General features: G+C 68.3%; 12 protein-coding genes. 9 read left to right on the top strand and 3 right to left on the bottom strand.

Translation table 11 applies throughout. The features are described from left to right. Positions 1 to 138 precede the first annotated feature (138 nt). Positions 139 to 3,654 carry a transglutaminase family protein gene (locus tag QTH91_RS16820; RefSeq protein WP_286661243.1) on the bottom strand — a complete coding sequence of 1,172 codons (3,516 nt, stop codon included), beginning with the start codon at positions 3,652 to 3,654 and terminating at the stop codon, positions 139 to 141. A gap of 113 nt (positions 3,655 to 3,767) precedes the next feature. On the opposite strand from QTH91_RS16820, the gene QTH91_RS16815 reads away from it, so the two are divergent. The 6 genes from QTH91_RS16815 (at position 3,768) to QTH91_RS16790 (ending at position 11,018) form a co-directional block, all read left to right on the top strand. Continuing rightward, positions 3,768 to 6,218, top strand: a complete 2,451-nt coding sequence (locus QTH91_RS16815) for a DNA internalization-related competence protein ComEC/Rec2 (protein WP_286661242.1) — start codon at positions 3,768 to 3,770, stop codon at positions 6,216 to 6,218. A gap of 127 nt (positions 6,219 to 6,345) precedes the next feature. Then, positions 6,346 to 7,185, top strand: a complete 840-nt coding sequence (locus QTH91_RS16810) for an ABC transporter permease (protein ID WP_286661241.1) — start codon at positions 6,346 to 6,348, stop codon at positions 7,183 to 7,185. Further along, on the top strand, positions 7,175 to 8,479 hold the full coding sequence (locus tag QTH91_RS16805; protein ID WP_286661240.1) for an ABC transporter ATP-binding protein: 1,305 nt from the start codon (positions 7,175 to 7,177) through the stop codon (positions 8,477 to 8,479). The genes QTH91_RS16810 and QTH91_RS16805 overlap by 11 nt, the downstream gene beginning before the upstream one ends. A 72-nt stretch (positions 8,480 to 8,551) precedes the next feature. Continuing rightward, positions 8,552 to 9,133 (top strand): acyltransferase, encoded by a 582-nt coding sequence (locus QTH91_RS16800; RefSeq protein WP_286661239.1) that lies wholly within the window; start codon positions 8,552 to 8,554, stop codon positions 9,131 to 9,133. A 12-nt stretch (positions 9,134 to 9,145) separates the two neighbouring features. Then, positions 9,146 to 10,105: a glycosyltransferase gene (locus tag QTH91_RS16795; protein WP_286661238.1), complete on the top strand. Its 960-nt coding sequence runs from the start codon at positions 9,146 to 9,148 to the stop codon at positions 10,103 to 10,105. Beyond that, the gene (locus QTH91_RS16790) at positions 10,095 to 11,018 is read left to right on the top strand and encodes a glycosyltransferase (RefSeq protein ID WP_286661237.1); all 924 of its coding nucleotides are present in this window, start codon (positions 10,095 to 10,097) and stop codon (positions 11,016 to 11,018) included. The genes QTH91_RS16795 and QTH91_RS16790 overlap by 11 nt, the downstream gene beginning before the upstream one ends. A 2-nt stretch (positions 11,019 to 11,020) precedes the next feature. On the opposite strand, the gene pbpC is transcribed toward QTH91_RS16790, so the two are convergent. Then, positions 11,021 to 13,210 (bottom strand): penicillin-binding protein 1C, encoded by a 2,190-nt coding sequence (pbpC, locus tag QTH91_RS16785; RefSeq protein WP_286661607.1) that lies wholly within the window; start codon positions 13,208 to 13,210, stop codon positions 11,021 to 11,023. A gap of 32 nt (positions 13,211 to 13,242) precedes the next feature. After that, entirely contained in the window at positions 13,243 to 19,245 is a 6,003-nt protein-coding gene (locus tag QTH91_RS16780) for an alpha-2-macroglobulin family protein (RefSeq protein WP_286661236.1), read from the bottom strand. Between the two features lie 133 nt (positions 19,246 to 19,378). Here QTH91_RS16780 and QTH91_RS16775 point away from each other — a divergent pair, with 133 nt between their 5' ends. From QTH91_RS16775 to QTH91_RS16765, 3 genes are read left to right on the top strand one after another with little or no spacing between them, the layout of a single operon-like run. Beyond that, positions 19,379 to 20,896: a circularly permuted type 2 ATP-grasp protein gene (locus QTH91_RS16775; protein WP_286661235.1), complete on the top strand. Its 1,518-nt coding sequence runs from the start codon at positions 19,379 to 19,381 to the stop codon at positions 20,894 to 20,896. Positions 20,897 to 20,920: 24 nt separating this feature from the next. After that, positions 20,921 to 21,880 (top strand): alpha-E domain-containing protein, encoded by a 960-nt coding sequence (locus tag QTH91_RS16770; RefSeq protein ID WP_286661234.1) that lies wholly within the window; start codon positions 20,921 to 20,923, stop codon positions 21,878 to 21,880. 57 nt (positions 21,881 to 21,937) lie between these two features. Next, on the top strand, positions 21,938 to 22,654 hold the full coding sequence (locus QTH91_RS16765) for a TFIIB-type zinc ribbon-containing protein (protein WP_286661233.1): 717 nt from the start codon (positions 21,938 to 21,940) through the stop codon (positions 22,652 to 22,654). Positions 22,655 to 22,660 lie beyond the last annotated feature (6 nt).

Below are 22,660 nucleotides of genomic sequence, written 5' to 3'. Positions count from 1 at the left end.
TTCGGGGGACGCGAGGCAAGGCGCATCTGGCAAGTTCTGCGCAGATTGGGCCGCAGATTGGCGGCCCTGCCGCCACCGAGCGGTGCAAGCAAGATTGACGCCCGGCGCGGCCAGCGCGCCGGTGCCAACCCGGCGGGGCTAGCGCCGCAAATCCAGCGTGAACGGAAATTCGCGGCTGCCGGTCACCTCGATGTTCGCTGGCGGCGTGGCCATCGTGCCCGGCGTGTGGCCCATGCGCGAGAAGCGCGCCAGGCGGCGGCTTTCGGCCTCGTAGGCATTGACCGGGAAGGTGTCGTAGTTGCGTCCGCCCGGATGGGCCACGTGGTATTGGCAGCCGCCCACCGATCGCTTCATCCAGGTGTCGACCAGGTCGAAGGTGAGCGGTGCGTGCACGCCGATGCTCGGATGCAGCGACGAAGGCGGGTTCCATGCCTTGTAGCGCACGCCGGCCACGAACTCGCCCACCGTGCCCGTGGGCTGCAGCGGCAGCGCGCGACCGTTGACGGTGACGACGTAGCGGCTTTCGTTCAGCCCGGTGGCGCGCACCTCGATGCGCTCCAGCGACGAATCGACATAGCGCGCGGTACCGCCAGACACGGTTTCCTCGCCCATTACGTGCCACGGCTCTAGCGCATTGCGCACGGTCAGTTCCATGCCCATCGCACTGACTTGGCCCACCAGGGGGAAGCGGAATTCCAGGTGCGGTGCGAACCAGGCGGCATCGAAGGCGAAGCCCGCCAGGTTCATCTCGGCGATCACATCCTCGAAGTCGGCCTTGACGAAGGTGTGCAGCAGGAAGCGGTCGTGCAGCTCGGTGCCCCAGCGCGTGGCGGGTGCCTGATAGGGCGTGTCCCAGAAGCGGGCGATGAGGGCGCGCATCAGCAGTTGCTGGGCCACGCTCATGCGGGCATGCGGCGGCATCTCGAAGGCGCGCAGTTCCAGCAGGCCGAGGCGGCCGGTGGTGGAATCGGGCGAATACATCTTGTCGATGCAGAACTCGCTGCGATGGGTGTTGCCCGTCACGTCGATCAGGATGTTGCGCAGGGTGCGGTCGACCAGCCAGGGCGGCATGCTCTCGCCGTAGATCTCGCGATTGCGGGCGATCTGCTTGAGGGCGATCTCCAGTTCGTAGAGCTGGTCGTTGCGCGCCTCGTCCACACGCGGGGCCTGGCTGGTCGGGCCGATGAACATGCCCGAGAAGAGGTAGCTCAGCGATGGATGGTTGTGCCAGTAAAGCAGCAGGCTGGCGAGCACCTCGGGACGGCGCAGGAAGGGGCTGTCGGCGGGCGTGGCGCCGCCCAGCACGAAGTGGTTGCCGCCGCCGGTGCCGGTGTGGCGGCCGTCGGTCATGAATTTCTCGGCCGAAAGGCGCGTCTCGAAGGCGGCCTCGTAGAGAAATTCGGTGTGCTCGACCAGTTCGCCCCAGTTGTGCGCGGGGTGGATGTTCACCTCGATCACGCCGGGGTCGGGCGTGACCTGCAGCAGCTTCAGGCGCGGATCTCGCGGCGGCGGATAGCCCTCCAGCACGATCTGCACGCCCAGTTCGGCCGCGGAGGCCTCGACGGCGGTGAGCAGGTCGAGGTAGTCCTCCAGCCGCGCCAGCGGCGGCATGAAGACATACAGCACACCAGATGCCGCGCCCACCTTCTCGGCCGCGGGGCCGTTGGCACGACGCGGATCGCGCACTTCCACGCAAAGCGCGGTGCGGGTGATCCAGTGGGCCGATTCGAAGCGCTGGGGCGAACGGGTGTTGCTCGCGGCGGCCGACTTGGCGGGCGGCAAGCCGGCATCGCCCGCGCCTGCGCCGGTGCCCAGGTCGAGCGCGGTCTGCATGCGCAGCGCGGCGGCCGTCGCCGGGGGGGCGGTCATGTCGTAGGGCAGGTCGCGCAGGTCGGTGGCCATGCCGCCGGCTTCGGCATAGCGGGCGCGAAGGGTCTCGGCGTCCGGCAGTTCCCCGGTCGGGGCCATGGGGTCGCGTTCGACCAGATAGGGAAAGTCGCCTTTGGAGGTCCAGGGCTGCGAATCGAGCGGCAGCCGCCAGCCCATCGGCGAATCGCCCGGCACGAGGTAGAGGCGGTCGTCGCGCAGGAACCAGGGGCCGGTCTGCCAGCCCGGGCCGGAAAGGGCCGGCAGCCCGGCCTCCGCGTTGGCGGGTGCCAGCGGCAACATGTAGCCGATGACGGCGTCGAGCTTTTGCGTGAACACGCGGCGCAGGCGGGCACGCTCCATCTCGTCGTCCAGGCGCGAGTCGAAGGGGTCGACGTTGACCGGCAGGCGGCGCTCGCGCCAGAGGTAGTAGTAGACGTCTTCGTAGCCGGGCTGGATGTAGCGCTCGGTGATGCCCAGCTTGCCGGCCAGTGTGCGGATGAAGCGCTGGGCGTCGTCGCTGGTGTAGTGGGTCGGATGGCGTTCGTCGGCGAACAGCGCGGGATTGCTCCAGATTCGCTGGCCGTCGGCACGCCAGTAGATCGACAGGGCCCAGCGCGGCAGTTGCTCGCCGGGGTACCACTTGCCTTGGCCGAAGTGCAGGAAGCCGCCGTCGCCGTAGCGTGCACGCAGGCGGTGCACCAGCTCCGTGGCATAGCCGCGCTTCGTGGGGCCGAGCGCATCGGTGTTCCACTCGGCCGCGTCACGGTCGCTGGTGGCCACGAAGGTGGGTTCGCCGCCCATGGTCAGGCGCACGTCGCCGGCCACGAGTTGTTGGTCGACCTTGTCCCCAAGGGCGAGCACGGCGTCCCATTGGTCGTCGGTATAGGGTTTGGTGACGCGCGGTGCCTCGTAGATGCGGCTGACCTTCATGTCATGGCCGAACTCCACTTCGGCGTCGTCCACCAGGCCTTCGATTGGCGCGGCGCCGGAAGGCTGCGGCGTGCATGCGAGCGGAATGTGGCCTTCGCCGGCGAGCAGGCCCGAGGTGGCGTCCAGGCCGATCCAGCCGGCGCCTGGAAGGTAAACCTCGCACCAGGCGTGCAGGTCGGTGAAGTCGACTTCGGTGCCGCTCGGCCCGTCCAGCGCCTTGACGTCGGGCGTGAGCTGGATCAGGTAGCCCGAGACGAAGCGGGCGGCCAGCCCCAAGTGGCGCAGCAGCTGCACCAGCAGCCAGCCCGAGTCGCGGCAGGAGCCGCTGCCGGCGCTGAGCGTTTCTTCGGGCGTTTGAACGCCGGGCTCCATGCGGATCAGGTAGCGCACGTCCTGCTGGACCTGCTGGTTGATCTTGACCAGGAAGTCGATGGTGCGCTGTTCGCTGCGGTCGACCTTCGACAGGTACTGCTCCACCAGCGGCGTCATCGGCTCGGTGGCCAGGTAGGGCGTCAGTTCTTCCTTGACGGCGGGCGCGTATCGGAAGGGGAAGTTCTCGGCCTCTGGCTCCAGGAAGAAGTCGAAGGGGTTGTAGACCGCCATCTCCACGACCAGGTCCACCGTGACCTTGAATTCGCGCGTCTTCTCGGGAAACACCAGCCTGGCCTGGTAGTTGGCGAAGGGGTCCTGCTGCCAGTTGATGAAGTGCTGCGCGGGTTCGATCCGCAGCGAATAGGAGATGACATTGCTTCGGCAGTGCGGTGCCGGACGGAGCCTGACAACCTGCGGACCGAGTTGCACCGGACGGTCGTACTTGTAATGCGTGACGTGGTGAAGCGCTGCGTGAATGGACATGGTTCTCCCGGGCGTTGGTGCTGCAGGCTGGCCGCGGCGATGCCGTGGTCCGGCGCATACTAGCGGAGAAGGATGCAAGTAGTGCGCCAGCAAGGCGCCGGCAGGGGGAGTGGATGAGGGATCGGCATGCCGCACGCGCGGCCTGGCCCTTCGTGGGTTTGGGCGGCTTCGTGGCGGGAAGTGCGCTGCAATTGCAGCAGGCAGCGCTTTGGCACTGGGCCGCCTATGTGGCGTTGGTCCTGGCCGGCGCGACGTGCATCGGCACGGTGATCCGCGCAAGACGGCTCGCCACACGCCGCGCGTGGTTGGTGGCATTGATCGGGGGCGCCGCCCTGGGTGCGGGCCTGGCCGGGGTCAGAGGCTGCGCCTTCGTGGCCACGGCGCTCGATCCGGCACTTCAGGGTCGCGATCTGCTCCTGACCGGCGTGGTCGTGCAGATGCCGACGCCCTTCGAAGGCGGCCTGCGCTTCAGGCTCGACGTGGATGACGGGCCGGCCGGCGTGCCGCCGCGCATTGCCCTTTCCTGGTATGCGTCGCAGGACCGTCGATGGGGTTCCGATGAAGAGGCAGCGCCCACCGGCATGGCGGCCGCACCGCCCGTCGACATGCCGCGCGCCGGCGAACGATGGCGATTGCCGGTGCGCCTGAAGGCGCCGCACGGCAGCTTCAACCCCTATGGCTTCGACGTCGAACTCTGGGCCTGGGTGCAGGGGCTGCAGGCCAGCGGCTACGTGCGCTCTGCCGCGGGCGCCGCGCCGGAACGCCTGTCATCGGCCGGCTGGTCGCATCCGGTCGAGCAGGCGCGCGAACACGTCCGCGATGCCATTGCCGCCCGTGTGAGCGACGCGCGCATGGCCGGCGTGCTTTCCGCGCTCGCGGTGGGCGACCAGGCGGCCATCGATCGCGCCGACTGGGACCTGTTCCGTGCCACCGGCGTTGCCCACTTGATGAGCATCTCGGGCTTGCACGTCACGCTCTTCGCATGGATGGCGGGCGGCGCGGTCGGTTGGCTTTGGCGGCGCAGCCGTCGTCTGATGCTGCGCTGGCCGGCCCAGCATGCGGCTGCCTTCGGGGGCGTGGTGCTTGCTGCCGCCTATGCGCTTTTCAGCGGCTGGGGTGTGCCGTCGCAGCGCACGGTGTGCATGCTGGCCGTCATGGCGCTGCTGCGCGGCAGCGGTTTACGCTGGCCTTGGCCCATGGCTTGGCTGCTGACCTGCGCGACCGTCGTGGCGCTCGATCCGTGGGCCCTCACCCAGGCGGGATTCTGGTTGAGCTTCGTGGCGGTGGGCGTCCTGTTCGCCGCCGATGCCGGCAAGTCGCGGGACACGCGCTCCGCCTGGTGGACCGCACCGCTTCGGCTGCTGCGCGAACAGGCCTCGGTGACGCTGGCCCTCACGCCGCTGACGCTGCTGCTTTTCCAGCAGGCTTCGCTCGTGGGTCTGCTGGCCAATCTGGTCTCGATTCCGTGGGTCACGCTCGGCGTGCTTCCCCTGGCATTGCTGGGGGTCGCGGCGCCGCCGCTCTGGTCGATCGCGGCCTGGTCGCTGCAGGGGCTGATGAGCCTGCTGGAAGTGCTCGCGGCCTGGCCGATGGCACAGGTGGGCATGGCGGCGCCGCCCCTGTGGGCGGCGGCGGCCGGCGTGGCGGGCGGACTGGTGCTGGCGATGCGCTGGCCGTGGCCGATGCGGCTTCTCGGCTTGCCGCTCCTGCTGCCGGCGTTGCTCTGGCAGCCGTCGAGGCCCGAGCCTGGCGGCTTCGAGGTGCTCGCCGCCGACGTGGGGCAGGGCAGCGCGATCCTGGTCCGCACGGCTGGCCACAGCCTTCTTTTCGACGCCGGCCCGCGTTTCGGACTGACGGGCCAGGATGCAGGCCAGCAGGTGCTGGTGCCCTTGCTGCGGGCGCTGGGCGATTCGCCGGATCTGGTGGTGTTGAGCCACAGCGACCTGGACCACATCGGCGGCGCACCGGCGCTGATGCGAGCGCTCCCGCAGGCCCGATGGATGGGTTCGCTGCCCGAAGGCCATGCCCTGCGAACCGGGCGCCCCTTCACGCCGTGCGTGGCGGAGCGCGGCTGGATGTGGGACGGCGTGCGCTTCGAGATCCTGCATCCGCTGGAGCCGCCCGAGGCGACGCCCAGAACCCGCCCGAACGGGCAATCGTGCGTCCTGCGCATCGTCGCGGCCGACGGCGCCGCCGCACTCCTGACCGGCGACATCGAGTCCGCGCAAGAAGCCGAATTGCTGCGCCGGGTCGGGCCGCAGGGGCTGCGAGCCGACCTGCTCCTGGCGCCGCACCACGGCAGCCGGACCTCGTCGTCGCCGCCCTTCGTGGCAGCGGTGGACCCGTCCATCGTTGTGTTCCAGGCGGGTTATCGGAATCGGTTCGGCCATCCTGCGGCCGCGGTGCGGGCACGCTATGTGCACGCCGGAGTCCAGACGCTCGACTCGCCAGGCTGCGGCGCCCTGCATTGGCGCAGCCTCGATCCCGGAGCGTGGACGTGCGAGCGACAGGCCCGGGGCCGCTACTGGAATCATGAGGCGCGCCAGACGGCCGCCGAGCCCTAGCCGTCCGTCAGATGGCTGTCTGGCTGATTAACCTTGGGTCATCCATGTGTAAGATAGTGAAACTAATGTCTTATAAACGCTGTCGGCTGATCGGCCAGCGTGGCTTGGATTTGGAGCTGTCTGATCGATGACTACCGCCGGCGAACCCTTGCTCATCATCAAGCCGCGACGGCGCGGCGCACTGCTGCCCTGGCGCGACCTGCTGGAATACCGCGACCTGCTGCACATCATGGCGCAGCGCGACATCAAGCTGCGCTATCGCCAGACGGTGGTGGGCGTGGCCTGGGTGCTGCTGCAGCCGCTGATCGGAGCGGGCCTGTTCACCTTCGTGTTCGGCGTGATCGCCAAGCTGCCCACGGGCGACGACCGCGTGCCGTATTTCGTGTTCGGCTATGCCGGGCTGCTGATCTGGAACGCCTTTCTGCAGGTGTTCACCAAGACCAATGATTCGATGGTGGTCAACGCGGGGCTGATCAGCAAGATCTACTTCCCGCGCATGGTGCTGCCCTTGTCCTCGATCTACGGCGTGATGCTGGACTTCAGCATCGGCGCCGCGGTGATGGTGGCGCTGATGTTCGTCTACCGCATCGTTCCGGGGCTGGAGCTGCTGTTTCTTCCGGTGGCCCTGGTCATGGCCATCCTGCTCGCCCTGGGGATGGGCCTGTGGGCGGCGGCGCTCAACGTGAGCTACCGCGATGTGCGTCACCTGATGCCTGTGCTCACCCAGTTCCTGCTTTGGGCCAGCCCGGTGGCGTACGCGGCTTCGGCCATTCCTCAGTCGGTGCAGTGGCTGGTGGCGCTCAACCCACTGGTGGGCATCCTCGATTCCTTCCGCTGGGCGGTCCTTGGAACTCCTGTGACCAGTTGGGGCGCTGTGGCCTGGAGCGGGGTAGCTTCGGTGCTGATGTTCGTGGTGGGGCTGGCCATTTTCCAGCGGTCCGAGCGGAGGTTCGCCGATGTCGTCTGATCTCGCGCTTTCCGTTCGCGGCCTGACCAAGGAATACCGCATCTCGCACCTGGCCCAGCGCCACGACAAGGTGACGGATGCTGCCTTCGCCGCGGTGAAGAATCTTTTCCGTCCGCAGCAGTTCGAGGATTTCCGCGCGCTGGATGACGTTTCCTTCGATATCAAGAAGGGCGACGTGGTCGGCGTCGTGGGCCGCAACGGCGCCGGCAAGAGCACCTTGCTGAAGGTGCTCAGCCGCATCACCGAGCCGACCGCGGGAGAAGTGCGCCTGTATGGCAAGGTGGGCTCGCTGCTCGAAGTGGGAACAGGGTTCCACCCCGAGCTGACCGGGCGCGAGAACATCTACCTCAATGGCTCGATCCTGGGCATGCGCAAGCGCGAGATCGACCGGCAGTTCGACGCCATCGTCGATTTCTCGGAGGTCGAGCGCTTCCTGGATACGCCGGTCAAGCGCTATTCAAGCGGCATGCACGTGCGCCTGGCCTTCGCGGTGGCCGCGCACCTGAATCCGGAGATCCTCATCATCGACGAGGTGCTGGCCGTCGGTGACACGCAGTTCCAGAACAAGTGCCTGGGCAAGATGCGCGAAGTCAGCACCGAGGGCGGCAAGACGGTGCTGTTCGTCAGCCACAACATGGCGGTGGTCAAGTCCTTGTGCAACAAGGGCCTGCTGCTGGCCAACGGCCGCCTCGCCTTGCAGGGCACGGCGCAGGAAGTGCTGGAGGAGTACGCCAGGCGCACGCCGTCGGTATCGGAAGTGCAGTACAAGAGTTCGATCGGCGTGGACCTGGTGGAGATCAAGGTCAACGGCGTTGCGACGAACATGAGCGCGATCGACTTCCTGGAGCCCGTCGAGATCGAAGTGGTGCTGGAAACGCCCACGCCCACGCCTTCATGCGTGCCGCTGTTTCGCTGGCACGATGCCAATGGGCTCAAGCTGTCGGACGTCTGGGGCCCTGAAGAGGGCGTGGACTTCCAGCGCTACGAAGGCCGCTTCTCGTTTCGCCTGAAGCTCAACTCGATGACCGTGCTGCCTGGGCGCTATTTCGTCGACTTCTATCTCTTCGATCCGGTCAACGAAGTTTTTTCCGCGCCCGAGTGCGTCGAGCTCGAACTGCATCCGCTGGCGTTGCCGGGCGCGCCGCGCGCCTATCCCAACGTGCATGAAGGCCGCCACGGACTGCTGCGGATGGCCTCCAGCCTGACCACGCGCAGCGAGGCGGATCCGACATCCGGCCTCGGCCCGGAAGGCGCGAACCAGAGCCCGTTCAAGACGCCCCTTGCAAGGGGGTAAGCCATGGGCAACTCCCACGCACCCATTCCCCAGGCCGGCGCCGGATCGCAATCGCTTGGTGGGAGCGGCGCCATGAGGCTGTTGTCGCGCATCGGCGGGCGCCTGGACAAATGGCGGCAGGGCGTGCGCAGCAAGAGCGTTGCCAGGTTCCTGCGCCGGCAAGGCGTCGTTGCCGAGGGTGAAGTGTTTGCCTCCGGCGTTTTGCCGCGCATCGTCAATCACGGGCGGCTCCAGTTGAGCCACGGCGTCGACTTCTATTCGCCGGTTCATCCGGTGGAGGTCTTCGTCGGCGATGGCGCTGGCATGGCCATCGGCGCGGGCACCTTCATCAACCAGGGCACCACGATGGCCGCGGCCTGCTCGGTCGAGATTGGCGAGCATTGCCACATCGGCGAGTTCGTCGCGATCCATGACACCCATTTCCATTGCGTTTCGCCCGACCAGCCGGTCAAGACCGCGCCGGTGCGCATCGGGCGCAACGTGTGGATCGGCCACCGCGCCATCGTGCTTGCCGGCGTGAGCGTGGGCGATCATGCCGTGATCGGTGCCGGCGCCGTCGTGACCAAGGACGTTCCCGCACGCACCATGGTTGGCGGCAATCCCGCACGGCCGCTGGGAACGTTCGAGTGCCCGGACGACTGGCGGCGGACCTAGCTGGCGCGGCACATGTCCGAACTGACGGTTGCCATTTGCGCGCACAACCCGCGCAAGGAATTCATCGACGAAACGCTCGCCGCGCTGCGTGCCCAGACGGTGCCGGTCACCGAATGGTCGTTGCTGGTCATCGACAACGCGTCGACGCCCGCCTTGTCGGACCGCCTCGACCTGGACTGGCACCCGCGCGCGCGGATCGTCGTCGAAGCGTCGCTGGGCATTTCGGCCGCCCGCGCGCGCGCCTTGCAAGAAGCATCGGCGCAGGGTGCATCGCTGCTGCTCTTCGTGGACGACGACAACATCCTTGCGCCCGACTACCTGGCGCAAGGACTGCGCATCGCCACCGAGCATCCCGAGCTTGGCTGCTGGGGCGGACAGCTGATCGCGCGCTTCCTCGCGCCGCCGCCCGAGTGGCTGCCCAACTACCAGAAGTACCTGGCCATCTTCCCGCTTGCCGGCGACATCGTCTGCACGGAAGTCGGGTCGCACGACGGCATTCCGCCTTCTGCCGGCGCCTTCGTGCGCCGTGCCGTCTGGGAAAAATACCTGGCGATCTATGGCACGCATCCGCTGCGCCAGATCCTTGGGCCGAGAGGGACCGTTCGCATCGGCGGCGAAGACATGGACCTGATGCTGACGTCGCTCGACGTCGGCCTCGGCTTCGGCCGCTTCGCGGCGCTCAAGCTGGAGCACATCATGCCGGCGGGGCGGCTGACCGCGCCCTACATGGAAGAGCTGCTGACCAGCATCTACCTGGGCATGGTGCTGGTCGACCAGATCCGTTTCGAAAGGCCGCCGCCACGTCGCCTGGGCGCCCTGCAAAAGCTCGCGCAGCGCTGGCGCGCGTTTCGGCTTCCGGAGCCCATCGGACGCTTCTACCTGGCCGAGATCAAGGGGCGAGAGCTTGGCGCACGCATCGTCGCGGACTGGCGCCAGGGCAGGCCGATCTCGGGAGTCGCCAGTGGCCGATGACAAGCGCCCCAGCCTCGAAGCCCTGACGGCCTCGTACAACGCGAAGGCCACGCTGGGCCAGACGCTCGATTCGTCCTGGAACGACAACCGCATTCCCGTATTGCTGGTGGACGACGGCTCCACCGACGGCTCGGCCGACGACGCGGAGCGACACGAAGGCGTGCGGGTGATCCGTCAGCGCAACGCCGGACCTTCGGTGGCGCGCAACCGGGCCATTCTGGAAAGCCGTGCCGACTTCGTGCTCTTCCTGGACAGCGACGACCTGCTGCGGCCCGGTTATCGCGAGGCCTTCGAGAAGGCCTGGGCCGCCAACCCCGATGCCGACGTGTTCATCTGCGGCATGCAGCTCATCGACGAAGCCGGGCGGCACGTCGGCCACCACGATGCGCCGAGCCTGCAGCCGACCCCGTTCCTGAGCGTGCTGAACGCCGAGACGGTGCCGACCAACGGGATCATCGTGCGGCGCGAACTGTTCGCGCGCTGCGGCCTGTTCCGGCCGGACCTGACGCACGCCGAAGACCTCGACCTTTGGCTGCGCCTGGCGGTCGCCTCACCGCGCTGGGTCCGCATGGATCACACGCTGGCGGTGTACCGGCAGCGCAGCGGATCGCTCAGCAAGAACGGGCCGGCCATGTGGCGCGGCGTGCGTCGCGTGGTGGCGAGCGCATCGCGCTTGCCGGTGGGCGAGCCCGGCCCGCGCCGCGCGGCGGCCCGGCGGATCCTCGCGGCTTATCAGGAGTGGCTCTACTGGATCGCCATCGATTCGCCGCTGCGCAGGCGGGCGGGCGATTCCATCGCCGGCGCCTTGCGCGACGTGATGCATCTGCCCCCGCGCTTCTGGCCGATGGCACTGCGCTATGCGGTGATGGGTTCGTTGCGCAGCCGCGTGTCAGGGCGCCGGTCGGCCGCCTGACTTCATCGAGCCGCCGGCATGGCAGCACCCGCCACGACGCCGGCCCCACGCACCTCGAACTGCACCTGATCCAGCACGCGGCCCTGCGCGTCGGCCAGTTCGAGCGTGTGCCTTCCCGGCCAGGGCAGCCACTGTGCTTGCGCACCGCTCGCAATGGTGCGTCCGCCGATGCGCCATTGCACCTGCTGGGCGCTGCTCGCATCGCGTGCCAGGCCGATGGCCTCCAGCCGCAGGCGCTGGTGGCTGGGCGGGATGTCGGGGTCCAGCGCCAGCAACGTGCCGGGCGCAGGCCGCGCAATGCGCGCCGTCTCGGTGGCGCCATCCGGGGCCGTTGGGCGATCGCGCTGCGCGATGAATTCGGCCTGCTCCGTGCCCGCGACGAACCACTCGCCGCGAGCGGCTTCGATGGGCGCGCCAGTCCCGTCCAGCACTGGGCCGAACTTCACCTGGCTGCGGACGACGCCCTGCGGCCGCGCGGGCGCATGGCTGGGCAGTTCGCGATGCAGGGCGCGCATCAGCTCGCTCCAGACCGGCGCGGCGCCACTCACGCCGCTCACATCCCACATCGGCTCGCCGTTGGCGTTGCCTACCCACACGCCGATGGTGTAGCGCTCGGAGAATCCCACGGCCCAGTTGTCGCGCATGTCCTTGCTGGTGCCGGTCTTCACCGCGCTCCAGAACGGCGTGGCCAGGAGGCTGTCGAGGCCGAAGGTGCGGATGCGTGCATTCGGGTCGGAGAGGATGTCGCCGACGATGAAGGCGGCGCGTTCGTCCATGACCTGGGTCGGCGCGGCGGACGGGTCGCCGGGCAGCAGTCGCGTCGGTGCGTATCGGCCGCCATTGGCCAGCGTGCGAAACGCGTTGGTCAGCGACAGCAGGGTGACTTCGGCGCTGCCCAGTGCCAGGCTGTATCCGTAGTGGTCGCCCGGCCGGTCAAGGGGCAGTCCCAGCGCGACGAGCCTGCGCGCAAAGGCGTCGGGCGTGACGGCGACCAGGGTGCGCACCGCAGGCACGTTGAGCGAAGCGGCCAGCGCGGTCCGTACGCTGACCAGGCCCTTGAACTGGCGGTCGTAGTTCTGCGGGATGTAGAGGCCGCCCGGCGTGGGAATCTGCGCCGATGAATCGTCCAGCAGCGACGCCGCCGTCAGCCGTTGCTGCTCGATGGCCTGTTCGTAGAGAAAGGGCTTGAGCGTGGAGCCCGGCTGGCGGCGGGCGAGGACGGTATCGACTTCCGGCGCGCGACTGGCCTTGCCCGACGATCCCACCCAGGCGAGCACGTTGCCGCTGGCGTTGTCGAGCACGACCACGGCGCCATCGCGCACGTTGCGATCGCGCAGTTCGCGCAGCTGTCGATCGAGCAGCGCGACCGCCATGCGCTGCAGCGGCGCACTGAGCGTGGTGCGCAGCTGCTCTGGTGCCTGCTGCGTATCGGGATGTGCTTCGCGCCAGACGCGCAGCCCCTGGCGTGCGGCATGCGGCGCGTCGCCGGCGCTGGGTGCGAACTCGCGTCGCCGCAGCACCGCCTCGGCGTAGAAGGCGAGGGCGGCGCAGTCCGCATGCTCCGCGTCGGCCGTGCGCCAGATCTCGCAGGCGCGCCGCGCCACGACCGTCGGCGCGGCATTGGGCGCGCGAACCAGTGCCGCGGTGACGGCAGACTCGCGCGCATTCAATCCGTGCGGCGCCTTGCCGAAGAGCTGCCGCGAAAGCGCGTCGATGCCCACCAGTTCGCCGCGCAGCGGCAGCAGATTCAGGTAGGCCTCGAGGATCTGGTCCTTGCGCCAGCTGCGCTCCAGTTGCAAGGCACCGATGGCCTGGTCGAGCTTCTGGCCAATGTCGCGCCGCCCGGGTGCGTCGTTGTCGTCGAGCAGGCCCACCAGCTGCATCGTGATGGTCGACGCGCCGCGCGTGCGGGTGTGCCACAGGTTGCCCCAGGCCGCGGCCGGCACGGCCTGCCAATCGACGCCGCTGTGTTCCCAGAAGCGGCGGTCCTCGCTGTAGAGCAGGGCCGCGCGCAGGGCGGGAGAGACTTCGGCCAGCGACACCCAGGCCCCGCGCCTGGCGCCGAAATCGGTGCGCACGCGCTGCAATGGCTCGCCGTTGCGGTCTTGCACCATGGTGTACGAGGGGCGCCATCCGGCGCGCACTTCCTCGAAAGAGGTGCCGGTGGCACACGCAGCCGCGCACGCCAGCATCAGGGCGGCCGAGACGGCGCTGCGCCAAGGCGTCACTTGCCGGCCTCCACCTGCACGCGGGCGTTGGGCGACATGCCGAAGATCTCGGGCGCGTACATGGCCTCGATGCGCGTGGGCGGCAGGGCGAAGTCGCCGGCGTTGTTCAGGCGCAGGGTGTATTCGACTTTCATGCTGCCCTTGGGGAAGTAGTCGTAGTAGGCGCGATAGGCCTCGAAGCTGCGCTCCTCGTAGACCGGCCAGGCGCCGCGTGGCGATTTCTCGCCCTGCGTCGCGATCTGCGAATCGCGCCCCAGCCCGCCGCCCAGCACGGTGGCGCCGCCGGGCACCGGGTCGCTCAGCACGACCCAGGTGAGGTCGGTGCTGGAGGTCACATCGAGCGTCACGCGCAGCACGTCGCCACGGCTGTAGCGGCCCGGCGGCAGGTCGGTGCGCGCCTGCTGCACGGGTGTGACGCTGCGGCGAACGCGCAGGCCGGCATCCAGCGGCCCGGCGAGCGGCACGGCGGCCGTGGCCTGCAGGGTCAGCCAGGGCTGGCCGCCGCCGTTGTGCCGGACCTGCAATGTGGCGTCGCCGCCCTTGGGCCAGGGCAGGAACATGCCAGGGTCGGTCGGCCCGCTCGTGGTGCCGGCGACAGGCGAAGCAGCCGGCTTGCCGAGCTGGCGCCAGTCCACCATCGCTTCCTGCGCATTGCCGCCACCGGCGGGCCGCAGTTCGGCCAGCGTTCGGCCTTCGACCGGCTCGCGTTCGAAGAGCGCGCTGAACCGTGCCAGCGCCAGGCTGCCCCACACGTTGGCGGTGGTGGTCTGCCAGGCCCCGCGGGTCTGGCGGCCGATCAGGCCGGTGGCCAGGCGGCCCACATCATCACGCCAGGCCGGATCGTCCATCACCGCCAGCAGCAGGCGTGCGGCATTGACGTCGGCGCCGGTCATCAGCCACCACCAGTCGTCGCCGCGCTCGTCGGCGAAGAGCAGCCGCGTGCCCTGGTAGGACAGACGGGCACGCAGGATCTGCTGCACTTCTTCCAGCCGCTCTGTGCGCCTCGGAACGTCCTTCACACGCTGCAGCACCTGCAGCCAGTCGATGACGGCGCCGGTGGGCCATTGGTTGGGCGCGATGGTGATCGACGTGATCATGGCGCCCGAAGCGCGGCCGTGGCGGGACAGCGCTTCAATCGCCGCCAGCTTGCGCACGTCGAGGTCGCTGCGCGGGCTCCAGAACTTGCGTTCCAGCCGGCCTTCGACGAAGGCGACCAGGCCGTCTTCCAGCCGACGGCGCAACTCGGGCGGCAATGCAAATCGCGCATCGAGCTTGGCGGCCTGGTCGCTGGCCGAAAGCAGGTAGGCGGCGAGTGTGTCGCTGCCGCTGCTGCTGTCACCGTCGCGTGGCGGGAAGTAGTTGGGCAGGCCGTCGCGGTCGAGGTAGGCCGGCATGTCGGCGACGACCTTCTGCCAGCGCTGCACGTCCTGCAGCCCGAATGCGATGCTGCTCTTTTGCTCCAGGCAGCTGTAGGGGTAGCGCAGGAACCAGTCGCGCACGCCGGGCAGTCCGTCGGCCAGGCGCGGCTGCAGAGACATCTGCAGGCCGCCACGGGGCTGGCCGTTGTCCGCCAGTGCGCCGGGTGGCGGCGCAACATCCACCTGGAATGGCGCACCCAGCGCGTTGGCCAACTGCACCAGCGTGCCCTGCTGGACCGTCAGCGGCAGCGAGGGCAGGATGCGCTGGATGATCTTGAGCGCGTCGCGCGCCTTGCCCAGCGTGTCTTCGGCCTCGATCTCCCACAGGATCGACTCGGCGCGGGTGCGTGCCAGTTGAGCCGGCGCGGTGACTTCCCAGGCCACCTCCTGCGACTGGCCGGCGCCGAGGTCGATGGTCTGCGGCGACAGCGTGAGCAGCGTGGCCCGAGGCGCGAGCTTGACCTTCATCGGCTTGTCGGTCGTGTTGCGCAGCGTGAACTGGGCGCGGAAGCGGTCTTCTTCGCGCACCAGCGGCGGCAGGCCGCTGATGATCTGCAGGTCCTGCGTGGTCTGGATGCTGGTCTGGCCGGTGCCGAACAGGCTGGCGCCCGAATCGGCGATCGCCACCAGGCGGAAGCTGGTCAGCGCGTCGTTGAGCGGCACGCGCACTTCGGCCTGGCCCTGTGCGTCGAGCACGATGCGCGGCTGCCAGAGCAGCAGCGTGTCGAGCAACTCGCGGGTGGGCTTCTTGCCGCCGCCTCCGCCGGGCGGAGCGGCCTTCTTGCCATAGTGGCGACGGCCGACGATCTCCATCTGCGCGGTGGACGTCTCGACGCCCCAACTGCGGCGCTGCATCAGGGCATCGAGCAGGTTCCAACTCGTGTTGGGCTGCAGTTCGAGCAGGGCTTCGTCCACGGCCGCCACGGCCACTTCGGCACCGGCCGCCGGTGCGCCGCCGGGCAGCGTGCCTCGGATGCGCAGCACGGCCTGCCCGCGGACCTGGTAGCGCGCCTGGTCGGTCGACAGCGCAAGCTGGATGCGGTTGGCGTCGGTGCCCACATTGATCTCTGCCGCGCCGAAGCGGAAGCTGGGCTTGCTCAGGTCGACCATCGCCGTTGGTGGCGTGTAGTCCTTGCCGGCTTCCCGATACGCCTGCCACCACGACAGCGGCTTGCGCCAGCCCCAGGTGAAGAAGGAGTACCACGGCACTTCGTACAGCCGGCCGCGCAGCGCCAGCACGCCCACGTAGACGTTGGGCCCCCACTCGGGCTTGATCTTCAGCGAGACGGTGGGGTCGTCGCCGTCGATGTGGACCACCTGCGTGTCGAGCACGCCTTCGCGTTCCACCGTGACCAGCGCGGTGGCATGGCGATAGGGGCTGCGCACCTGAAAGCGTGCCGTCTCGCCGGGCTTGTAGCTCTTCTTTTCGGGCAGCACGTCCATGCGGTCGTGGTCTTCGCCGCCGAACCAGAGTTCGCCCTGGCGCGTGACGTAAACGCCGGTGGACGCGGCGCTGGTGCGGCCCTGGCCGTCCTTGGCGATTGCCACGAGTTCCACTTCACCCGCCGTCTCCAGCTTGGCCTTGCATTCGAGGAGGCCCAGGGCATTGCTGCGCCCGCTGCACACGGTTCCCAGCTGACGCACCTCGGTGTGGTTGTCGTAGCTGTAGAAGCCGCCCACCAGGCGCTTGCGGCTGCTGGTGGTGATGCGCGCCACGGCCTTGACTTCGATCGGCACATCGGCGCGCGGCTTGCCGCTCAGATCGAGCGCAAGTGCCTGGAAGGGCAGGGCCTTGTCCACCGAGATCCAGCTTTCCGCGCGCACGCCGGCAATCACTTCGGCGGGCCACAGGGTCTTGTTGCTGCGAAGGGTCTGGATCTCGCCGCTGGGGTCGGCGTAGGTGGCTTCGAGCACCAGCTCGCGCGGCGTCTGCTCGAGCTTGGGCAGGGGCGCGATGCGGGTACGTCCGTCGCCCTCCGCGTTGAGGTCGAGTGCCAGCGCATCGGCAATCACGCGGGCTTCGTTGCTGTCCTGCGAGTCCGCCTCTTCGCCGCCGCGCACTTTGCGGGGCGGGCTGAAGCTGTAGGCCTCGTAGTCCGCGAACTGCAGCATGCGCGGGCGCACCATCGCCGAAACCTTGACCGGCATGTTGCCGGCGGCGCCACCCGCGACGTATTGCAGATGCACGTCCGCATCGATGCTTTCCGGCGCGATCAGCGGCGCGTCGCCACCGGCGCCGATGCGGCCGGACAGCACGGGAAGGCGGAAGTCCTCGACCCGAAAGCTGCCGCTCTGGAAGGTGCGCATGCCATCGTCCTCGCCCTCGCCTTCCTCGGCGGGGCGAAGCTCGACGCGGTAGCTGCCCAGCTTGGCGGAAGCGGGCAGCGTGAAGCTGCTTTCCGCGCTCAGCCCGCCGCTGCCGGTCTTGCGCCACTTCAGCGGCTGGGTGAACTCCTGGTCGCTGCCCTCGTGGATGATGGCCAGCGTTTGCGGACGGTCCGAAGGCAGGCCGAAACCGGCGGCGGTCTGGCTGCGCAGGAAGTGCTTCATCGACACGGTCTGGCCAGCGCGCAAGAGCGAGCGATCAAACACCGTGTGCGCCACCACATCGGCCTGTGGCGAAGTGCTGGTCGGGAAGTTGAAGCGCCAGCTTTCGATGCCGCGCTGCCAGTTGCTCCACACGAAGGCCATGTCCTGCACGCCCTTGTCGTCGGCGGCGCGGGCGCTGACGAACCAGGCGCGCTCTTCCCACTCATCGGCGCCCGGGCAGGCCGGCGGCCGCCCGGAAAGGCTGGCGAACATCGCTCGGCCCTGCTCGTCGGTCCGGCCGGCGGCTGCTTCCTTGCCGTCGCAACCGAGCACCCGCACCTGCGCGCCAGCCACCGGCGCACCACGGTCCAGGCTGGTCACCCAGGCCATCGCGTTCTCCCGGCCTTGCTTGAAGTGAACCGCCAGATTGGTGACGAGCGCGCTCGTGCGGACGTACATCGTGCGCTGCTCGCCGTAGCGCGGATCGAGCAGCGATTGGCCCAGCAAGGGCGAGGCGACTTCCAGCACGTGAAAGCCCGGCGCAAGCGGCACACCGATGACTTCAAACGGGCGTTCGGCATTGCCGTCGAGCTTGGGCAACGATGCCTGGCGCACGCCGGCGCGGCCGTCCAGCAGCGACACCACGCGCGTTTCGACGTCGTTGCGGTCGTCTTTGTCGCGAGGCGGCGGCAAGGGCTTGGGACTGTCGCGCCGCGCGTCGGTGCGGGCGATGGTGCCGCTGTCGTAGCGCGGCAGCAGGCGGCTCCACCGGATGATCTCGGCGTCGTCCTTCACTTGCAGGTCGGCCAATTGGCGAACCTGCAGGTCGTTCTCGACCCGCCGCACGGTGATGGGCATGTAGGCCTGGCCATCGGGCTCGGCCAGTCGCTCGATCACGCCGAAAGGCGCGGCGGAAAACTTGGCCAACGGCGGCATCGCCCCGGTGGCAACGGTCATCGGGAAGGACTGTGCGCTGGCCAGCGAACGCCCGGAGGCGTCCTTGAAGTCGGCGGGTAGCTCGATGCGGTAGTTGGTCTTTTCGGCAAAGGGCGGCGCGAACTGCAGGGACGAAACGAGGTCGTCAGGGCCGCCGCCTTCGTCGATCTTCGGCTCGCGCGCCTTGTCGCCACCGGCCAGGCGCGCCTGCTCGGCCATGGCGCGCGGCACCGGCGCGTTGAAGCGCAGCGTCATCGGCCGGATCGGCAGGCAGCCGGCGCGCGCGTTCTCGCGCTCGCAGCTGAACTCGGCGGCAAACGGTTCGCGCACCTTGTAGTCGAAGCGCCGCTCCACCTTGTTGGGCACGCCCGATGGCGTCTGCACGCCGCTGCCCCAGACCAATTGCACCTTGGCGCCCGCAGGCAAGGTGCGCTTGCATTGCAGGGCGATGGTCTGGCGCTTGGCGTCGATGCCGCGCGCATCGGCCAGCGCCTTGCGGGTGGCGTCGTCCAGGCGCCGCACGGGCACCTGCTCGCCGATGCCTTCTACCGCGCACCAGACGCCGCTGTCCAGGCTCTCGGGCGTGGCCGGGCCATTGAGTTCGAGCAGGAAGGCCTGGTCTTCCTCGATCTGGCCGCCGTAGGGCCAGCGGTTGACGACGGCGGGGCCGCCCGTCTGGAAGCGGCTGGTGGCCGCGGGCAGCGCCTCGCCGCCGGTGGCCCGGAAATCGGCGCGTGTCGAGACGGTGCAGCGCACGCCGGGGGGCAGGGGGCGTTCGAAATCGAAGACCCAGCGGCGCTCGCTGGTCCAGCGCCCTGTGCCTCGGGCGGCCTCGGCGTTGTCGCAGGTCACTTCCAGGGGATCGGGCGCCTTCGCATTGCCCAGGCGAACCGCAGCGGCGTCGAACGTGGCGACGACCTGGTTGACCTGCGCGACCTCGCCGCGCGGCGACACCTGCGTCAACTTGAGCGCCAGTGCCCCCTGGCCGGCGAGCAGCGCCAGCGTGGCCAGCAGACATTTCCCCGCCCCGCGGCGGACCGTCAGGCGAGGATAGGGACGCGTCTGCCGCGTACCATGCGATGCAAACTCGCCTACGATGTCCTTGAAGTTACTCATTTGTTTCTTATTCCCCTGATGGCAGGATGTCGAGCTTAGAGCACGGACAAGGCATCCCGACCCGCACTTTTTCGGGCTGTGCACCAGGTTGGTCCTGAAATTGCTTTGCTACCTTGCAGAGGAACGAGGCTGTATGCAGAAATTCGACGAGATGTACGACAGGCTGCCCTACGAAGGTGCACCGGTTCGGGACCACTATCAGCGGTACGCGCAGTGGTTGGCGCGTCAGCCCGAGGACCTGATGCGCAGCCGGCGCGAAGAGGCCGAAGTCATCTTCCGGCGGGTTGGCATCACCTTCGCGGTCTATGGCGCCAAGGACGAAGACGGCGCCGGCACCGAGCGGCTCATTCCCTTCGACCTGTTGCCGCGCATCATCCCGCCCCACGAATGGGCGAGCATGGAAAAAGGCCTGGTCCAGCGTGTGACGGCCCTCAACCGATTCATCCACGACGTCTATCACGACCAGGAGATCATCAAGGCGGGCATCGTGCCGGCCGAGCAGATCACGAAGAACGCGCAGTTCCGGCCACAGATGATGGGCGTGACGGTGCCCAACAACGTCTACTCCAACATCGCGGGCATCGACATCATCCGGGCGGCGGATTCCGGCGGCAACGGCGAGTACTACGTGCTCGAAGACAACCTGCGCGTGCCCAGCGGCGTGAGCTACATGCTGGAAAACCGCAAGATGATGATGCGGCTGTTTCCCGAGCTGTTCAGCCAGAACCGGGTCGCGCCGGTGGCCCACTATCCCGACCTGCTGCTCGAGACCCTGCGCGCCAGCGCGCCGCCGGCCAGCGCCGACCCGACGGTGGTCGTGCTCACGCCCGGCATGTACAACAGCGCCTACTTCGAGCATGCGTTCCTGGCGCAGCAGATGGGCGTGGAGTTGGTCGAGGGGCAGGACCTGTTCGTCAAGGACGACTTCGTCTACATGCGCACCACGCAGGGCCCGATGAAGATCGACGTGATCTACCGCCGCGTGGACGACGACTTCCTCGACCCCGATGTGTTCCGGCCCAATTCCACGCTGGGCTGCGCCGGCCTCATGCGCGCCTACAGCGCCGGCAACGTGGCGATCTGCAATGCGGTGGGCACCGGCGTGGCGGACGACAAGTCCATCTACCCCTACGTGCCCAAGATGATCGAGTTCTACCTGGGCGAGCAACCCATCCTGAAGAACGTGCCGACCTGGATGTGCCGCAACAAGGAAGACCTGGACTACACCCTCGCGCACCTGAAGGACCTGGTCGTCAAGGAAGTGCACGGCGCGGGCGGCTACGGCATGCTGATCGGCCCGGCCGCCACGCAGGCGGAGATCGAGGAATTCCGCGCCGCGGTCATTGCCAAGCCCGACGGCTACATCGCGCAACCGACGTTGAGCCTGTCGTCGTCGCCCACCTTCGTGGAAGCGGGCATTGCCCCACGCCACATCGACCTGCGCCCCTTCGTGCTCACGGGCAAGGAAGTGCAGATGGTGCCTGGTGGCCTCACCCGCGTGGCGCTCAAGGAAGGCTCGCTCGTCGTCAACTCGTCGCAAGGCGGCGGCACCAAGGACACCTGGATCCTCGAAGGCCCGCGCACCCGGACCATGTCGCAGAGCCAGTTGCAAGGCACGCAGTCCCAAACCCAGACGGCACCTGGCCTCTGACAAAAAGAACAGGAGCACACGAAGATGCTGTCGCGCACCGCCGATCACCTCTACTGGATGGCCCGCTATACCGAGCGCGCCGAGAACACGGCCCGCCTGCTGGACGTCAACTACCAGACCTCGCTGCTGCCGCAGTCGGCCGAAGTGGCCAAGTACGGCTGGCAGGGCCTGCTGTCGATCAGCGAACTGCTGCCCAACTTCAACAGCAAGCACGAGCAGATCACGCCCGAGGCCACCATGCACTTCATGGTGTGCGACGAGGACAACCCGTCGTCGATCGTCTCGTGCCTGCGCGCGGCGCGCGAGAACGCGCGTGCGGTTCGCGGTGCGCTCACCACCGAGGCGTGGGAGACGATGAACACCACGTGGCTGGACATCAACCGCATGCTGCGTTCCGGCGACTTCGAGCGCGATCCGGCCAACGTGTTCGAGTGGGTGAAGTTCCGCTCGCACCTCTCGCGCGGTGTGGTGCTGGGCACCATGCTGCAGGACGATGCCTTCTACTTCGCGCGCCTGGGCACGTTCCTGGAGCGTGCCGACAACACGGCGCGCCTAGTGGACGTGAAGTTCCACGCCCTCAACACCGAGTTCTTCGGCGCTGCCACCGAGGAAGACCAGGAATACGACTTCTACCACTGGAGTTCCATCCTGCGATCGGTCTCGGCCTTCGAGATCTACCGCAAGGTCTACCGCGACGTGATCCGCCCCGAGCGCGTGGCCGATCTGCTCATCCTTCGCGCCGACATGCCGCGCTCGCTGCACGCCTGCATGCACGAGGTGGTGATGAACCTGGAGAAGGTGAAGAACCAGCAGAGCAGCGAGACGCAGCGGCGCGCCGGCAAGTTGCTGGCCGACTTGCAGTACAGCAAGGTCGAGGAGATCCTGGCCACGGGCCTGCACGCGTACCTGACGCAGTTCCTCGACCGGGTCAACGACCTGGGCGGACGCATCAGCCAAGACTTTTTGATGCCGGCGACGCATTGAGCATGCGTTGATCGCCGGCCCGTCCGGACCGGCCGCCGCCTGCGCGATACTCGCCGCGTGCTTGCAACGTCGAACTGCCCCTCCTGCCTCCACCCCATGGAGGCGCACCGTTTCGCCACTCGAAACGGCGGCCACGTCGAACTGGACATCTGCTTCGGCTGCCAGGGGCTGTGGTTCGATCCCAACGAGAACACGCAGCTCGCGCCCGATGCGGTGCTCGAGCTGTTCGAACTGCTGCACCGCCACCGCGCCGACGCCCATGCGCCGTTGAGCGACACGCTGCGCTGCCCGCGCTGCAGGTCGGTCCTGTCGCGCGGCTTCGACGTGGTCAAGAGCGGCCGCTACGTCACCTACCGCTGTGCGAAGGCCCACGGCCGCTTCGCCACCTTCTCGTCGTTCATGGTCGAGAAGGGATTCGTGCGGCAGATGACTCGGCCCGAGATCGAAGACCTGGCTCGGCGCGTGGACGCCATCTTCTGCACCGGCTGCGGCGCGCCGGTGGACATCCGCAAGGACCATGCGTGCCCGCATTGCCGCGCGCCGTTTTCGCTGCTTGATCCGGCCGCGGTGGAACAGGCGCTGCAGCGCCATTCCAGCGCCGCTGCAAAGCCGGGTGCGCAGCCTTCGCGCAGCGCTGACCTGGCCGATGCGCTGATGGCCATCGAGCGCGATCGCGCCAACGCACAGCGCGAGGAGCGCAAGGAGCGCCTGGACCTGACGACCGACCTGTGGTCGGCGGGGATCGAGATGGTGTGGCGGGTGTTGGCGCGCTGAGCGAAA

This window comes from Variovorax dokdonensis (assembly GCF_030316895.1).
Lineage (GTDB): Bacteria > Pseudomonadota > Gammaproteobacteria > Burkholderiales > Burkholderiaceae_C > Variovorax > Variovorax dokdonensis.
Note: the sequence above shows the minus strand (reverse complement) of the source record. Positions and strands in the feature narration are given on the sequence as shown.